The sequence below is a fragment of the Streptomyces sp. AC1-42W genome, assembly GCF_003248355.1.
Taxonomy (GTDB): domain Bacteria; phylum Actinomycetota; class Actinomycetes; order Streptomycetales; family Streptomycetaceae; genus Streptomyces.
This window is the reverse complement of the sequence record NZ_QKWY01000002.1, coordinates 287,329-302,841: the sequence shown is the minus strand read 5'-3', so window position 1 is coordinate 302,841 and position 15,513 is coordinate 287,329. Positions and strand designations below refer to the sequence as shown.

Here is a 15,513-nt window from a genome sequence, read left to right as displayed (position 1 = left end):
CATGCGCCACTCGCGTCGCCTGTCGTCCCCGCGTTCCCCGCGTCCCGTCTGCGTGGACAACAATCCCGCCATACGGACGTCCAGCCCTTAACGGTAGGGATGCGACGAACTACGCTGGGTGCACTGATGTTCTCGGCAGGGCGGCATATTCCCCGTGGCACGGCCAAATGCGTGTGCGGGCGGAGTGACGGGCCTCGTCCCTGGGGAGAACACGGTACGAATGCCGCGCGCCGTGACGGTGACGCGGCTGCCGTCTGTGTGTCGAGGGGTGGCCATGTCCAGGGAGCAACGCGGACCGAACGAGAAGCTCGGCACCGTTCTCGCCCTCGCGGGAATCAGTAACGCCGGGCTCGCGCGGCGGGTCAACGACCTCGGCGCGCAGCGTGGTCTGACCCTCCGGTACGACAAGACGTCGGTGGCCCGCTGGGTCTCCAAGGGCATGGTCCCGCAGGGCGCCGCGCCCCATCTCATCGCGGCGGCGATCGGCGCCAAGCTCGGCCGGCCCGTCCCGCTGCACGAGATCGGGCTCGCCGACGCCGATCCGGCGCCGGAGGTCGGCCTGGCCTTCCCGCGCAACGTCGACGCGGCGGTGCGGTCGGCGACGGAGCTGTACCGGCTGGATCTGGCCGGACGCCGGGCCGGCGGCGGTGGCATCTGGCAGTCGCTCGCGGGCTCCTTCTCCGTGAGCGCGTACGCCACGCCCGCGTCCCGCTGGCTGATATCCCCCGCCGACCCGTCGGTCGCGCGGACCCCGGCGGCGGTCGGCGGACAGCCGCCCGGCGCACAGGGCGCACCGGGGGCGCACGGCGCCGCCGGCACACCCACGCAGCCCGGCGCCCCCGCCGGCAACGGCGCCCCGCCGGCCCCCGGCCACAGCCTGCTCATCCCCGCACAGCCCGGCCCCGACGCCGCGGCCGACGCCTCGTCGCTGCGCGTGGGCCACAGCGACGTGTCCAAGCTGCGCGAGGCCGCCCAGGACGCGCGCCGCTGGGACTCCAAGTACGGCGGCGGCGACTGGCGCTCCTCGATGGTCCCGGAGTGCTTACGCGTGGACGCGGCTCCGCTGCTGCTCGGCTCGTACAGCGACGAGGTCGGCCGGGCGCTGTTCGGCGCGGCGGCCGAGCTGACCCGGCTCGCGGGCTGGATGGCCTTCGACACCGGCCAGCAGGAAGCGGCCCAGCGCTACTACATCCAGGCCCTGCGCCTGGCCCGGGCGGCGGCCGACGTACCGCTCGGCGGTTACGTCCTGGCGTCCATGTCGCTCCAGGCGACCTACCGCGGCTTCGCCGACGAGGGCGTGGACCTCGCGCAGGCCGCCGTCGAGCGCAACCGGGGCCTCGCGACCGCGCGCACCATGAGCTTCTTCCGCCTGGTCGAGGCCCGCGCCCACGCCAAGGCGAACGACGCGCCGGCCGCGGGGGCCGCGCTCAAGGCGTCCGAGAGCTGGCTGGAGCGGTCCCGCGAGGGCGACGCCGACCCGGCCTGGCTGGGCTTCTACTCGTACGACAGATTCGCGGCCGACGCCGCCGAGTGCCACCTCGACCTCAAGGCCCCGCGCCAGGTGCGCCGCTTCACGGAACAGGCGCTGTCCCGGCCCACCGAGGAGTTCGTCCGCTCGCACGGGCTGCGGCTCGTCGTGTCGGCCGTCGCCGAGCTGGAGTCGGGCAACCTGGACGCGGCCTGCGCGGCCGGCACGCGGGCCGTGGAGGTGGCGGGCCGCATCTCCTCCGCGCGCACCACCGAGTACGTACGCGACCTGCTGCACCGGCTGGAGCCGTACGGGGACGAGCCCCGCGTCGCCGAGCTGCGCGAACGCGCCCGCCCCCTGCTGGTCGCCCAGGCGTAGGGAGCCGGCGCCGGCCGGGGGGATTCCGCTCCGGGGAAGCGCCACCGGGGCCGTGCGGGTTTGAGTGCGTTGTCAGTGGGTCAGTGCACTATCGGGGTGGGAGGTGGCGTGATGATGACGCACGCGGCGTACGACTGCGACGTGCTGGTGATCGGCGGCGGGATCGTCGGCCTGTCGACCGCGTACGCGCTCACCCGGACCGCGCCGGGGACGCGGGTGACGGTCCTGGAGAAGGAGAAGGGCCCCGCCCGCCATCAGACGGGCCGCAACAGCGGGGTGATCCACAGCGGGATCTACTACCCGCCCGGCTCGCTCAAGGCGCGGTACGCGCTGACCGGCGGCGCGGAGATGGTCGACTTCTGCCGTGAGCACGCCATCCCGCACGCCGTCACGGGCAAGCTGATCGTCGCCACGGACCGCGCCGAGCTGCCCCGGCTGCACGCCCTGGTCCAGCGCGGCCGGAAGCACGGGCTGCCGGTGCGCGAGCTGGGCCCCGCGCAGATCGCCGAGTACGAGCCGAAGGTCCGGGGCCTCGCCGCGATCCGGGTCGGCACGACCGGCGTGTGCGACTTCCGGGCCGTCGCCGCTCGCCTGGCCGACGAGGTGCGCGGCGCGGGCGGCGTGATCCGGTTCGGCGCGGAGGTCACGGCGATCGACCGCCGCCCCTGGGGCGTCGCCGTGCGCACGGCCGACGGCCTGGTGGTCCGGGCCCGCGTCCTGGTCAACTGCGCCGGGCTGCACTGCGACCGCGTCGCCCGGCTGGCGGGCGACGAGCCGGGGATGCGGATCGTGCCGTTCCGGGGGGAGTACTACGAGCTGGCGCGGCCCGAGCTGGTGCGCGGGCTCGTCTACCCGGTGCCCGATCCGGCGTTCCCCTTCCTCGGCGTCCATCTGACCCGGGGCTTCGACGGCTCCGTGCACATCGGCCCGAACGCGGTGCCGGCGGCGGCCCGCGAGGGCTACGACCGCTCGGTCGTCCGGCCCCGCGAGCTGCTGTCCACACTGAGCTGGCCGGGCTCCTGGCGGATCGCCCGCAGGCACTGGCGCTACGGCGCGGGCGAGATGCACCGCTCGCTCTCCAAGCGCGCCTTCACCGAAGCGGTCCGGCGCCTGCTGCCCGAGGTCACCGAGGACGATCTGCGCCCCTCGCCCGCCGGGGTCCGCGCCCAGGCCGTCCTCCGGGACGGCACCCTGGTGGACGACTTCCTGATCCGCGAGGCCCCGCACACCGTGCATGTGCTGAACGCCCCGTCGCCCGCCGCCACCGCCGCCCTGCCCATCGGCCGCGAGGTGGCCCGCCGGGCGCTGCTCCGGGCCGGGGCGGCCACCGAACGGACGCCCCGCCTCCGGGCCGCCCCGTAGAATCAGGGCATTGTGTCTGAGCCCATGAACCCCTCCCGCCCGACGCCCGGCACCCCCACCGGCCCGGACGGCACCACCACGCCCACCACCGCCGGAATCCCGGACGACCTGCGGATCGCGTCCCTGGAGCGGGCACGCCGGATGCGCCAGGAGCCCCGCTTCCCCGGCGGACCCGCGGCGGACCCGGCCGGCTCGCACCACGAGCGCCGCATCCGCAGCTTCCAGCCGCGCCGCAGCCGGGTCACGCCCGGCCAGCAGAACGCCCTGGAACGGCTGTGGCCCAAGTGGGGCCTGGACATCGACGGGCTGCGCGTCCTGGACCTGCCCGCGATGTTCGACGGGCTCCCGGTGGTGCTGGAGATCGGCTTCGGCATGGGCGAGGCCACCGCGCGGATGGCGGCCGACGATCCGGGCACCGGCATCCTCGCCGTGGACGTGCACACGCCCGGCCAGGGCAACCTCCTCGGGCTCGCCGACCGCAACGGCTCGACCAACGTCCGGGTCGCCAACGGGGACGCGATCATCCTGCTGCGCGAAATGCTGGAGCCGGAGTCCCTGGACGGGCTGCGCGTGTACTTCCCCGACCCGTGGCCCAAGAGCCGCCACCACAAGCGCCGGCTGATCCAGCCGGAGTTCCTGGACCTGGTGGCGGGCCCGCTCAAGCCCGGCGCGATCGTGCACTGCGCGACCGACTGGGAGCCGTACGCGGAGCAGATGCTCGACGTGCTGACCGCCCACCCCCGCTTCGAGAACACGGTGGCCGGCGGCGGCTACGCCCCACGCCCCGCGTTCCGGCCGCAGACCCGTTTCGAGGGCCAGGGCCTGGGGAAGGGCCATGTGGTCCACGACCTCCTCTTCGCCCGCGTCTGACCCGTCCCGACGCACCGTGGCCGCTGTCGGTGCCGCTCGTTAGGGTGCGAAGGGTGTCCGACGGGTCTGTTCAGCGACAACGGCGGGATCAGCCGTCCGTCCCGGTGCTCCAGGAGCAGCGGGTCGGCGAGATCCTGGCCGCCGTGCCGGGCCGGGAGCAGTGGCGCTACCGGCCCCGCCGCGTCGGCGCGCTTTGGCGCAACCGCACGTTCCGGGTGGTCGCGGTCTTCACGCTGCTGGCGCTGTGCGGGGTGGTGATCCTCGCCCTCGTCCGCGACCAGACCGGGACCGAGGGCTTCCTCGTCGGCCTGGGCCTGGCCGTGCTGCCCGTCCCGGTGCTGATGACCGCGTTCCGCTGGCTGGACCGGGTCGATCCCGGCCCATGGCGCAACCTGCTGTTCGCGTTCGCCTGGGGAGCGTGCGCGGCGGCCCTGGTCGCGATCCTCGCCAACTCCTTCGCGACCCGGTGGATAGCCGGCACCGACCCGGCCAACGCGGACACCCTGGGCGCCACGGTCATAGCCCCGATCGTCGAGGAGAGCGCGAAGGGCGCCGCCGTCCTGCTGCTCCTCCTCTTCCGCAGACGGGAGTTCACCGGGGTGGTGCACGGCGCGGTCGCCGCCGGCTTCACCGCGACGGGCTTCGCCTTCACCGAGAACATCCTCTATCTGGGCAACGCCTTCGGCGAGGACCAGCAGACGGACTCCGGTTTCGCCTCGGCGACCGTGACGACGTTCCTCGTACGGGCCGTGATGACGCCCTTCGCCCACCCGCTCTTCACCGTGCTGACCGGCATCGGCCTCGGCATCGCCGCGAGCGCCGCGCCCGGCGGACGGGTCCGGCGGATCGCGGCGCCGCTCGGCGGGCTGCTCCTCGCGATGGGCATGCACGCCCTGTGGAACGGCTCGGCGACCTTCGGCCGGTACGGCTTCTACATCGTCTACGGAACGTTCATGGTGCCGGTCTTCGGCGTGGTGACCTGGCTGGTGATCCGGGCCCGCCGCCGGGAGCTGCGCTCCCTGGCCGTCGAGCTGCCCGCGTACGCCGAGGCCGGATGGATCTCCCCGGCCGAACCGCTCGCCCTCGCCTCGATGCGGGCCCGCGCCCTCGCCCGGAACGCGGCCCGCCGCAGGTACGAGGCGGCGGGCGGCTTCCCCGGACATCCGTACCACCCGGCCCACGCGGCCTCCTTCTCCCCGCCCGGGGCGAAGGAGCGGGGCAGGGCGGCGGCGCGCACGGTCGCGGAGTACGAGGCGTTCGCGACGTCCCTCGGCCTGCTGCGGCGGCAGGCCCGCCGGGGCACGGCGGACCCGGACTTCGCCGCCCGCGAGCTGGAGCTGCTGCACCATCTGTGGCAGCGCCGGGAGATCGCGGGCCCCGCCCTGGCGTACGCGGCCCGCGCCACGCACCGCCGGCCGCCCGGCACCCCGCACCCGTACCCGTACCCGTACCCGTACGCGAGCGTCCCGTACTCGTACCGCGTCCCGAATCCGTACGGCGGGCCCTACCCGTACACAGACCGGCAGCCCTGACGTCGGGGGGTGTGCGTCAGGGCTGCCGGGGTTCGTGGGGCCGCGATCCGTCGAGCGGGGCTCAGACGTTCAGACCGCGGGCCCGGAGCCAGGACATCGGGTCGACGCCCGTGCCGTCCGGGGTGTGGACCTCGAGGTGGAGGTGCGGGCCGGTCACATTGCCGGTCGCGCCGACCCGGCCGATGGTGTCGCCGGTGGTGACCTTCTGGCCGATCGAGACACCGATCGAGGACTGGTGGCAGTACCACACCTCGGTGCCGTCCTCCAGCTCCAGCACCGTGCGGTAGCCGTACGAGCCGGAGTAACCGGCCGACGTGATGGTGCCGCCGTGGACCGCCTTGACCGGCGTACCGGTCGGGGCCGCGAAGTCCAGGCCCGTGTGGTGGCCGGAGGACCACATCGAACCGGCCTGGCCGTAGGTCGAGGTGATCGTGTACGAGGAGGTCGGGAGGGAGTAGCTGGCGGCGAGCTTGGCCAGGCGCAGGTCCTCGGCCTTCTTCTTCGCCTCCTCCTCCGCCTTCTTCTTCTCGGCGGCGGCCTTGGCCTCGGCCTCGTCCTGCTGCTTCTTCGCCTCGGCGGCGGCCTTCTCCGCCGCGGCCTTCTCGGCGGCCGCCTTGGCCTCCGCGTCGGCGGCGGCGGACTGCTGCTCGGCCTGCTGGAGGATGCGGGCACGCAGCGCCTCACCGGCGTCCGTGGTGCCCTGCTCGGCCTCGGCGGTGGTGATACCGGCGGTGGTCAGCGGAGCGGCGGCGGCCGTGGTGGTGGCGGGGGCCTCGGTCTCGGCCTCGCCGGAGAACAACGCACCTACGCCGGGAAGGGACTTGGCGTCGGGGAGATTGTCCTGGATGGAATCGGGAAGAGAGATGGAGACCGGCGGCTTGCTCTGCGCGGTGGCCATGCCTCCCGCACCGACGGCCGCGATGACACCGACACCGAGGACGGTGGAGCTACGGGCCAGAGCGTTGCGCTGCTTGGCGACACGGTGCTTGCCCCGGACGGGACGGACGGTCTCCTCGGTGGGGTTCCACTCGTCCCAGCTGCGCTCGGGGGCGGTCTCCTCGGTGCGGAAGCCGCTGCCGTAACCGGCGTCGGTGCCGAAGCCGTTGCCCCGATCGGTGGCGTGGTCGCCGCCCTGTTCCGGGAAGTACGGGGTGCCGGGGGTGGCCGCGCAGTCGGCGCCGTACTCGGGCACGAACCGTGAGGGGGCTTCGGGGGCAGGCTTGTTGGACGCCACGCGGGCGCACTCCTTTCCTTCCTTCTCGCCTACCGGGTTAGCTGACGGGTTCGGAGCAGGAAGGTCTCCTACGGGTTCCTCCGCCTCTTGTGAAGGCAGGTTCGCCCGATTCACCCCATGTTGGTGGTTCCCCGGTTCCCTTGCGGAATTCGGCGCTCGCGCACGGTGCCGCCACTGACGGCGGCTGGGACAACCGCGCTGCGTTATCGAACGTTAATAGACAGACGGCTCCGATTCCAAGCTGTTCCCACTGATCGTTCATGCCTACGGCCTGGACTTTACGGGACAGAACCGGGCGGAACCGGGCGAGTTGATCAGCGTTCACCCACTACGCGGTTTCTGACGGTGCGTCAAATGTTATGCGCAGCGGGGCCCCTCAGTCACTCAGGGTGGTGTCCCGCTTGACGATCTTCACCGTCCTGCGCCGGTCGGGCTGTCCCTTCGCCTGCCGGGCGACCGCGAGCAGCGCCATGTCGTCCGTCGACTCGCCCCCGGTGTGCAGCCGCACGTCGTCGGCGAGCGCCGACAGCAGCTCCTCGGGGCCGGGGAACAGGCGCCCGCGCAACCGCTCCGCCGGGTCGTAGAAGACGCCGTCCGCGTCCCGCGCCTCGGACAGGCCGTCCGTGTAGAACAGGAGCGTCCCGCCGGGCGGCATCCCCCACTCGTCCTGGCGGTCCGCCCGCACCCCCAGGTCCATGCCCAGCGGCAGCGCCGGCTCCGAGGGCGTCAGCGCCTCCACCGCCCCGTCCCCGTACAGCAGCAGCGGGTCGGGGTGGCCGCGGTTGACCATCCGTACGGTCCGCGCGCCCGGCGAAATCTCCGCGAGCACGGCGGTGACGAACCCCTCACCGGCGTCCGGATCGCCCCGCCGGGCCGACTCGCGCGCCAGCGCCCGCTCCAGCCGCCGCGCCACCCCCGCCAGCGACTTCTCCTGCTCGGCCGCCTCCCGGAACGCGCCGATCACCACCGCCACCGCGCCGACCGCCTCGATCCCCTTGCCGCGTACGTCACCGAGCAGCAGGCGTACCCCGTACGGGGTGCCGGCCGCCGCGAACAGGTCGCCGCCGACGAACTCGTCCGCCTGCGCCGCCTCGTACCGCGCGGCCACCTGGAGTCCGCCGATCCGCTCGGGCGGCACCGGCAGCACGGCCCGCATCGCGGTCTCGGCGATCATCCGGGCGGACGCCAGGCGCTCGTTGCCGCGCAGCACGACCCGGTTGATCACGACGGCCTGGACGGCGACCGTGAGCACGGTGAGCATCTCGATGAACGGGACCGCGCCCGCCAGCGCCCCGGTGCCGATCCGGATGCCGGCGACGGCGATCAGCGCGGCGGCCCCGATCCGGATCGTCGACCAGGTACCGAAGAAGGGGGCGGCGATCAGCGGGGCGGCCGCGAAGATCGGGACGGCGGTGAAGGCGGCCGGGGTGAGGAGGTCGAACACCACCCCGACGACGATCATGGCCACCGGAAGCACCCGGACGAACCGGCGGCTGCCCGCGTCGCCGCCGCGTCCTCGCCACCGTCGCGCCCACTTCCCCACCTGCGGTCTCCTGCCCGGTGCTGCCGCGGACGGTACCGCGCACCCCCTCCAGCCTCGCCGCAGCACGGCCGGCGGGCGACTCCTCGGCCGCCGATGGGGCGAAGCCGCGCCTACCCACCGGCCCGCCGGGGCCCCACCATGCGTCAGGCCCGGCACGCTGTCTGCGTGCCGGGCCTGATCGTTCAGTAGCGGGGACAGGATTTGAACCTGCGACCTCTGGGTTATGAGCCCAGCGAGCTACCGAGCTGCTCCACCCCGCGTCGGTGAACACAACTCTACGGCATGTTCGCGGCCCCGATGACCACGGCGCGACGGCCGGCCCCGCCCCGCCCCTCTCATCGCCCGGGCCCCCTCGCCCGGTCCGCACCGCCGAGCAGTGGAGTGAATGTGGTGATATGACTGATTTTGGATTCAGTCATTCGCAGTCATTCACCGTCATTCGACGGCGACAACGGGAGTGGACGATGGACGACTATCCCCTGCTCAACCTGTTCTGGACGATGCTCTGGTTCTTCCTCTGGATCATGTGGCTCTTCCTCCTCTTCCGGGTCATCATGGACATCTTCCGCAGCCATGACCTGAGCGGCTGGGCCAAGGCGGGGTGGCTGATCCTGGCGCTGGTGCTGCCCTATCTGGGCGTGCTGGTCTACGTGATCGCCCGCGGCAAGTCCATGGGCAAGCGGGACATCCAGGAGGCGAAGGAACGCGACGCGGCCTTCAAGGCGTACATCAGGGACGCGGCGGGAACGGACGGCGGCGGAGGCGGCGGCGGCCATCGCGGCAACCACGTCGAGGACCTGTCGAAACTCGCCGACCTCAAGGACAAGGGCGCGATCACCGAGGACGAGTACCAGCGGGCGAAGTCGAAGCTCCTGGTCTGAACGGACCCGGCGGCCCGGCGAGCGGCCCCGGCGCCCCGCGCCGGATGACGCGCCGGGCCGCCCGAATGCGTCGTCCGTCCCCCCGCGACTCCCCTACTCTGCCGAAAAGTTGGCTGGAGAGAACGACCCCGGGCAGCCGGGGAAGGGGGACGACTCCATGTACAGCGTCATCATCGTGCCACCCTCGTGCGGCAGCGTCGCCGAACAGCTCAGGATCGGTTCGGGGGAACGCGTCGCCTTCGGCCGGGCCTGCCACGGGCCCGGCGACCTCCTCATCGACCACCCGGGCGTCCCGCGCAACGCGGGTGAGATCACGGCCCACCGGACGTTCTGGCTGCTGAGCAACCTCAGCGAGGACCAGACCTACGTCGTGGAGAACCCGGAGGGCGCCGGCGAACACGTCAAGGTGCCGCCGGGCCGGGTGGAAGCGCCCGTTCCGTTCGAGCTGTCGCGGGTGACCCTGCCCGCCGCCGGCGATCTGCTCACCTTCGACGTCTGGGCGCCCCGGCACGCCTTCCGCAGCGTGCGCCGCCACGGCCTCGACGGCGTCGGTACGCTGCCGGCGTTCGCCCTGGACCGCACCAAACGGTACTTCGCCGTCCTCGTCGCCCTGTGCGAACGCCGGCTGCGCGGTGAGCCGAACGCCCCGCTGCCCGCCGTCGAGGAGATCGTGGAGCGGCTGCGCCCCGGCTGGCCCAAGGCCAGCCGCTCGGCGGTGTACTGGAACATCGACTACCTCGCCCTCAAGCTCCGGCTGCGGCCCGACGCGGACACCGCCGAGCCCGGCCGCCGCACCCACGGCAAGAAGGAGTCCCTGGCCTCCCTCGCCCTGCGCTTCGACCTGGTCCGCGAGGACGACCTCGTGGTGCTCGGCCCCGCGCGCGCCGAGGCCGCGCGATGACCGCGCCGCCGTACGCGGTGCCCGTGCCCAGGGGCTACCGCGTCGGCCCGTGGGAGGTACGCGAACCCATCGCGTCGGGCGCGTTCGCCACGGTGTACGAAGCGACCCGCGACCGGGAACCGAAGGACGAGCGGGACGGACGGGACGGGCTGGACGGACGGGGCGTCAGGGGCGCACGCGGCGCACGGGCCGGGCGGAGCACCGAGGACGCGCACGACGGCGGACCCCCGCTCCGGGCCGCGCTCAAGTTCCTGCCCACCGGCACCCGCACCCCGCGCCAGCTGGAGCATCTGCGCGACCTCGCCGAGCGCGAGGTGCAGTTGCTGCGGCGGCTGCGCTCGCCCCGGCTGATCCGGATGTACGACACCCTGACCGTCGACGACCCGGACCACCCCGAACTGGACGGCGCGACCGTCCTCGTACTGGAACGGGCGGAAGGCTCCCTGGACGCCCTGCTGGCCCGTACCGCCGTTCCCGACGCCGGGCCCGCCCTGCTGGCCCAGGTCTGCGAGGGCCTGCACCAGCTGCACCACGCGGGCTGGGTGCACGGCGACCTGAAGCCGGCCAACGTGCTGCTCATGGCGGACGGCTCCGCCCGGCTCGCCGATTTCAACATGGCGGCCGAGATGCAGGGCACCCACGCCTACACCCCGGCCTTCGCCACCCCCGACTACACCCCGCCCGAACTGCTCTGGCCCGTCGTCGACGAGCGCGGCACCCGCATCCGCCCCTCCGCCGACGTCTGGGCGTTCGGCGTCCTCGCCCATGTCGTCCTGACCGGCGAGTTCCCGCTCCCCGGCGCCTCCGCCGAGGCCCGCGCCGACGCGGCGACCCGGTACGCGCGCGGCACCGAGGGGCTGCGGCTCTCGCCCGCCCTCCCCGACGCCTGGCGCGACATCCTGCACGACTGCCTCGCCCCGGACCACCGTGCCCGCGCCACCGGCACCGAGGACCTGCTCCGCCGGGTCGAGGCCGCCGCCGGTGCCGCACGCTCGGCCCGGCTGCCCAGGCTGCGGCCCCGGCAGTGGACGCGCCCCGCCCTCGTCACGGGCCTCGCGGCTGCGGTCGCGGGCACGGGGTCGCGGGCACGGCCGCGCTGCTGCTCGCCTCGCCCTGGGACCCGGACGCGGCCGCGGCCGAGCCGCCGACCTGCGAACGGACGGTGCTGTACGAGGACGCCTCGCACCGTACGGGCTACATGGCCGGCAACAGCGGCACCTGGGACTTCACCATCCAGCGCGGCGACGGCGGCAGCCAGGTCCGCGAGCTGCAATGCCTCCTGCGGTACCTGCACGGCGTCACGGAGGTCGGCGAGGTGGACGGCGACTTCGGCCCGATGACCCACCGGGCCGTCGTCACGTTCCAGACCCGGGCGGGCCTGGACGCCGACGGCATGGTCGGCCCCGCGACCTGGCGCGCGCTGCGCGAGGGCCCGGCGGAGTCCTGACCCCGGACCCTGCAACTATGCAGGTACCCGTGGCCGGTCACCGCCCGCACGATGTCCCTGCAGACGCCCGCAGCACCGGACGAACGGGGAGACAGACCCATGAACCTCCGCATGACACGCACCCGCCTCGGCGCCACCGTCGTGGCCACGCTCGCCGCCACCGCCCTGGCGGTCAGCGCCTCGCCCGCCTCCGCTTCGGCGAGCGGCGGCTACATCAGCGGCGCCGGCACCTGGACGGACGACTTCGGCGACGAGGGCGAGCTGACCAGCTCGTCCTACTCCAGCTCGTCGGCCGTCTGCCTCTGGCAGCAGATCCTGTGGGCCGAGGGCGCCAACGAGTCGAACGGCTCCGACTTCGACCTCTCGGACATCGACGGGAACTTCGGCCCCAACACCACGTACGCCACCAAGAAGCTCCAGGCCACCTGGGGCCTGAGCGCCGACGGCCGGGTCGGCAAGAACACCTTCGGCCACGCCGACAGCAAGCTCCGCTACGTCTCCGGCAGCACCGCCGACGGCAAGTCCCTCCGCGTCCGCTACGACGGCGCCGCCCACGACCTCGACCTGCTCCGCGCCACGACCGGCCGCTACATCATCTACAAGAACGGCGACCGCGACCAGGGCAGCCCGGTCTTCGCCTCGTACACCGCCAACTACTGCGACTGACCCCGCACACGACGGAGCGCCCCGCCCGGCACAAGCCGGACGGGGCGCTCCTTCGCTGTTCAGGGGGAGCGTTCCGCCCCGATGTTCGGTAGGCCGTGTGGGACTCGAACCCACAACCAACGGATTAAAAGTCCGCTGCTCTGACCAATTGAGCTAACGGCCCTCGGCACATCACCCCCGAGCATAGCCCGCCCCGGCCGTGCAGCCGATCGGGTATCGGCCGCGCGGCGCGGTGGACGGGGGGTTCCAGCCGGTGCAGATCCTCCGGTACGGCGTGGCGGGCGTGAGCGCGGACTTCGCCGGAACATGCGGAAGCGGGCCCGTCCGGGGGCGAATTCGAGGGGTCGTTGCAACACTGCTGGTCAGCTGGCTAGGTCCAGTAGCTTAGCGAGGCGCTCGGCTGGGGTTTCCCAGCCGAGCGTTTTGCGTGGGCGGCTGTTGAGTTCGGCGGCCACGAGCTCCAGGTGGTCGGGGGTGTGAGCGCTCAGGTCGGTGCCCTTGGGGAAGTACTGCCGCAGCAGGCCGTTGGTGTTCTCGTTCGATCCCCGCTGCCAGGGACTGGCCGGGTCGCAGAAGTAGACGGGGATGTTCGTGGCCACGGTGAAGGCTTTGTGGGCGGCCATCTCCGAGCCCTGGTCCCAGGTCAGGGAACGCCATAGATGCGGCGGCAGGGCCTGGACAGTGGCGGCGAGCGCGTTGCGGGTCGCGACAGCACTGTGCCCGATCGGCAGGTGCACGAGCATCACGTAGCGGGTGGCCCGCTCGACGAGGGTGCCGATGGCGGAGCGGCCGTCCTTGCCGATGATGAGGTCGCCTTCCCAGTGACCGGGGACGGCCCTGTCAGCGGCTTCGGCAGGGCGTTCACTGATCAGGACCATGTCCTTGATGGGGCGGGAGGTGCGCTTGTGGGCCTGGCGCCGCGGACGCCGGCGGGCCCGGCCCGTGCGCAGGGACTTGGTCAGCTCCCGGCGGAGTTCTCCGCGGCCCTGGACGTAGAGGGCCTGGTAGATCGTCTCGTGGGTCACGTGCATCTCCGGCCGGTCGGGGAAGCGTGCCCGCAGAGCCTGGCAGATCTGCTCAGGGCTCCACCGCATCGTGAGGTGGTCCTGGATGAAGTCCCGCAGTTCGGGGTTGTGGCCGATCTTGCCGGTCTTCGGGCGGGGCCGGCGGGCGTCCGCGCGGGCCTGGGCGGTGTGAGGCCGGTAGTACCAGCCTCCCTTGGGCATGGTCCGCCGGTTGCGGCGTATCTCGCGGCTGATGGTGGACGGGCTGCGGCCCAGCTCGGCGGCGATCTGCCGGATGGACGCCCTCTCGCGCAGCCGGTCGGCAATGTGGATGCGGTCGCGCTCCTGGAGAAACCGCGAGGGGCCGCAAGACGGCGCCTCCAGATCTCCCGCAGCCACGGACCCGTGCCCGTGCTGCGGGTAGATCGGAGGAACTGCCTTGCGGCCCCTCTTGTGACCGTTGCGCCACTTCTTGCCCGTGCGGCGGTCGATGCCGACGATCCGGGCCGCTTCCCGGGTGCTGTAACCCTGCTCCATGAGCTGGAAGTATGCGGCCCGTTCCCGGGTCAACGGCTTGCGCCCCTGCCGGTTCCTGTCCTTGCGGATTTCGAAGTCCATGACACCCCTTGAGCTGGGGTGTTGCGACGACCACTAGCCTCGATCTTTCGTGACGGTCCGTCGGTTCCTCCGGCGGGCCGTTTCGGCTGTTCGGGCGGGTGGCGGGCAGGCTGATGGCCCGGCTGTCGCGTCGGGTGGGCGCCGGGTTCCACGGCTCCGGTCGGGGTGGTGCTGCTCGCAGGGGCGGGGACGTGCTGGTCAGCCGGGGTTCGGGAGAGCTTCGAGTCGGGCGATGGCGTCGGTGATCAGGTCGGTCCAGGGCCAGTGGCCTGCGAATCTCAGGTGTCGGCGGCGGGCGGTGGTGACGAGCTGAGCGGCGGCGGAAAACAGTCGGAGCCTCAGCCGCCGGGGCTCCCACCTGCGGGTTTGCCCGGTGAGGGCGAGCATGGGCATCCAGGCCAGCAGGTCGAGGGCGATTTGGACGATCTCCAGCCAGATCTGGTTCTGTGCGGCGTCGTGGAGTGGCAGGTTGCGCAGGCCGGTGGCGCGGGCGTTTCGGATGCGGTCCTCGGCTCTCGCGCGTTGGCGGTGCCGGAGTTCGAGTGCGGCGATCGGAACGCCGGTGGTGTTGGTCGCGAACGCCGTGAGCCGCAGTCCGTCGGCATCGGTGAGGCGCAACTGGGCGCCGGGGTGCGGGCGTTCCTTGCGGACGATCAGCCGCATCCCCTGCGGCCAGCCCTTGAGGACGTCACCGTCGAGTTCGGCGACCCAGGCGCCGTCACGGATCTCACCTTCCGGTTCGACGGCCACTGTCCAGGCGGCGGGCGGGATCTTGAGGACGGCCTGGTGGATGGCGTCGGTGATGGTCATGCCGACCGAGTACGACAGCCACCTGCCCCGCTGGGCGAGCCAGGCGACGAACTCGTGGGTGCCACCGCCGGAGTCGGTACGAATGAGCGTCTGGCGTCCGCGCCGGTACTTGTTCGGCAGTTGGGCCAGGGCGAGTCGGGCCGTGGTGATGTGGTCGGCGGCGGTGTTGCTGCCCGCGTTCCCGGGCCGCAGCAGCGCGGCCACCGGCTCGCCGGTGCCGCCGCTTCCGTGGTCGACGAAGCCCACCAGCGGGTGATGTCCGAAGGTCTTCTTCCAGGTCGCGGCCGCGTCCTGCTTGTCGGAGTGGGCCAGTACCAGCACCCCGTCCAGGTCGACGATCACCTGCCCGGAGGCGTCCGGCGACGAGGATCCCGCCAACTTCCATATTCGTTCGCGTACTTCGGCCCGCGCGGACCGGATCGCGTTCAGAGCCTTCGGGCCGGACTCGGCCAGGGTGTCGACGAGGCGGGAGACGGTCGGGTCGGAGGCCACCGGGCCGAACACGGCCGGCTCGGCCCGCAGCATCCCGGCATCGGCCAGGCAGTCGCCGCCCAGCGCGACCGCGAGGGCCACGTCCAGCAGGATCTTGCCCGGGTCGTGCACCGCCCGAGCCTTCCGCCACGGCGCCAGCGCCGCGGATATCGCGGTGTCCAGCCCGGCCTTGCGGACCGTCTCGACCAGCAGCACGCCCCCGGCCTGGGAGACCACCGCCCGGCCGCCGCCCTCGATGCGGATACGCGGGTACGACCCGATACGCTTCTTCACCTGAGAAGTGCTTCTTTCCACGGCACGATCTGGA

General features: G+C 72.8%; 11 protein-coding genes, 2 tRNA genes, 1 pseudogene and 1 riboswitch. Of the genes and pseudogenes, 8 read left to right on the top strand and 6 right to left on the bottom strand.

Annotation, left to right across the window (positions count from 1 at the left end):
• Positions 1-274: 274 nt before the first annotated feature.
• The 4 genes from DNK56_RS19170 to DNK56_RS19155 all read left to right on the top strand — a co-directional run bounded on the left by DNK56_RS19170 (position 275) and on the right by DNK56_RS19155 (position 5,610).
• A complete protein-coding gene (locus DNK56_RS19170) occupies positions 275-1,846 on the top strand; it encodes a sporulation protein (protein ID WP_111336426.1) in 1,572 nt (523 codons plus the stop codon).
• A 111-nt stretch (positions 1,847-1,957) separates the two neighbouring features.
• The gene (lhgO, locus tag DNK56_RS19165) at positions 1,958-3,208 is read left to right on the top strand and encodes an L-2-hydroxyglutarate oxidase (protein ID WP_111336423.1); all 1,251 of its coding nucleotides are present in this window, start codon (positions 1,958-1,960) and stop codon (positions 3,206-3,208) included.
• 24 nt (positions 3,209-3,232) lie between these two features.
• Positions 3,233-4,078 (top strand): tRNA (guanosine(46)-N7)-methyltransferase TrmB, encoded by an 846-nt coding sequence (gene trmB, locus DNK56_RS19160; RefSeq protein WP_111336420.1) that lies wholly within the window; start codon positions 3,233-3,235, stop codon positions 4,076-4,078.
• A gap of 53 nt (positions 4,079-4,131) precedes the next feature.
• Positions 4,132-5,610, top strand: coding sequence for a PrsW family intramembrane metalloprotease (locus tag DNK56_RS19155; RefSeq protein ID WP_199564809.1), 1,479 nt, complete (start codon positions 4,132-4,134; stop codon positions 5,608-5,610).
• A gap of 61 nt (positions 5,611-5,671) precedes the next feature.
• On the opposite strand, the gene DNK56_RS19150 is transcribed toward DNK56_RS19155, so the two are convergent.
• From DNK56_RS19150 to DNK56_RS19140, 3 genes are all read right to left on the bottom strand, one after another.
• Positions 5,672-6,844, bottom strand: coding sequence for a M23 family metallopeptidase (locus DNK56_RS19150; protein ID WP_241989996.1), 1,173 nt, complete (start codon positions 6,842-6,844; stop codon positions 5,672-5,674).
• A gap of 11 nt (positions 6,845-6,855) precedes the next feature.
• Positions 6,856-7,009: riboswitch (cyclic di-AMP (ydaO/yuaA leader) on the bottom strand.
• Between the two features lie 211 nt (positions 7,010-7,220).
• Entirely contained in the window at positions 7,221-8,387 is a 1,167-nt protein-coding gene (locus DNK56_RS19145; protein WP_241989995.1) for a PP2C family protein-serine/threonine phosphatase, read from the bottom strand.
• A gap of 186 nt (positions 8,388-8,573) precedes the next feature.
• Positions 8,574-8,647 (bottom strand) — tRNA-Met (locus DNK56_RS19140).
• Positions 8,648-8,851: 204 nt separating this feature from the next.
• Here DNK56_RS19140 and DNK56_RS19135 point away from each other — a divergent pair.
• The 4 genes and pseudogenes from DNK56_RS19135 (at position 8,852) to DNK56_RS19120 (ending at position 12,282) form a co-directional block, all read left to right on the top strand.
• Positions 8,852-9,268 carry an SHOCT domain-containing protein gene (locus tag DNK56_RS19135; RefSeq protein ID WP_111336414.1) on the top strand — a complete coding sequence of 139 codons (417 nt, stop codon included), beginning with the start codon at positions 8,852-8,854 and terminating at the stop codon, positions 9,266-9,268.
• 157 nt (positions 9,269-9,425) lie between these two features.
• Complete coding sequence (locus DNK56_RS19130) at positions 9,426-10,169, top strand: FHA domain-containing protein (protein ID WP_111336411.1); 744 nt, start codon at positions 9,426-9,428, stop codon at positions 10,167-10,169.
• Positions 10,166-11,616: pseudogene (locus DNK56_RS19125) on the top strand (protein kinase domain-containing protein). The gene DNK56_RS19130 and the pseudogene DNK56_RS19125 overlap by 4 nt, the downstream one beginning before the upstream one ends.
• A gap of 111 nt (positions 11,617-11,727) precedes the next feature.
• Positions 11,728-12,282 (top strand): peptidoglycan-binding domain-containing protein, encoded by a 555-nt coding sequence (locus DNK56_RS19120; protein ID WP_111339393.1) that lies wholly within the window; start codon positions 11,728-11,730, stop codon positions 12,280-12,282.
• Positions 12,283-12,371: 89 nt separating this feature from the next.
• Here DNK56_RS19120 and DNK56_RS19115 read toward each other — a convergent pair.
• The 3 genes from DNK56_RS19115 to DNK56_RS19105 all read right to left on the bottom strand — a co-directional run bounded on the left by DNK56_RS19115 (position 12,372) and on the right by DNK56_RS19105 (position 15,479).
• Positions 12,372-12,445: transfer RNA gene (locus DNK56_RS19115), tRNA-Lys, on the bottom strand.
• A 199-nt stretch (positions 12,446-12,644) separates the two neighbouring features.
• Positions 12,645-13,904 (bottom strand): IS30 family transposase, encoded by a 1,260-nt coding sequence (locus DNK56_RS19110; protein ID WP_111329923.1) that lies wholly within the window; start codon positions 13,902-13,904, stop codon positions 12,645-12,647.
• A 198-nt stretch (positions 13,905-14,102) separates the two neighbouring features.
• Positions 14,103-15,479, bottom strand: a complete 1,377-nt coding sequence (locus DNK56_RS19105) for an IS1380 family transposase (RefSeq protein ID WP_111329981.1) — start codon at positions 15,477-15,479, stop codon at positions 14,103-14,105.
• Positions 15,480-15,513 lie beyond the last annotated feature (34 nt).

Coding starts and splice junctions, on each gene's coding strand:
- DNK56_RS19170 (WP_111336426.1), top strand. CDS start 275: ATGTCCAGGGAGCAACGCGGACCGAACGAGAAGCTCGGCACCGTTCTC.
- lhgO (WP_111336423.1), top strand. CDS start 1,958: ATGATGACGCACGCGGCGTACGACTGCGACGTGCTGGTGATCGGCGGC.
- trmB (WP_111336420.1), top strand. CDS start 3,233: ATGAACCCCTCCCGCCCGACGCCCGGCACCCCCACCGGCCCGGACGGC.
- DNK56_RS19135 (WP_111336414.1), top strand. CDS start 8,852: ATGGACGACTATCCCCTGCTCAACCTGTTCTGGACGATGCTCTGGTTC.
- DNK56_RS19130 (WP_111336411.1), top strand. CDS start 9,426: ATGTACAGCGTCATCATCGTGCCACCCTCGTGCGGCAGCGTCGCCGAA.
- DNK56_RS19120 (WP_111339393.1), top strand. CDS start 11,728: ATGACACGCACCCGCCTCGGCGCCACCGTCGTGGCCACGCTCGCCGCC.
- DNK56_RS19110 (WP_111329923.1), bottom strand. CDS start 13,904: ATGGACTTCGAAATCCGCAAGGACAGGAACCGGCAGGGGCGCAAGCCG.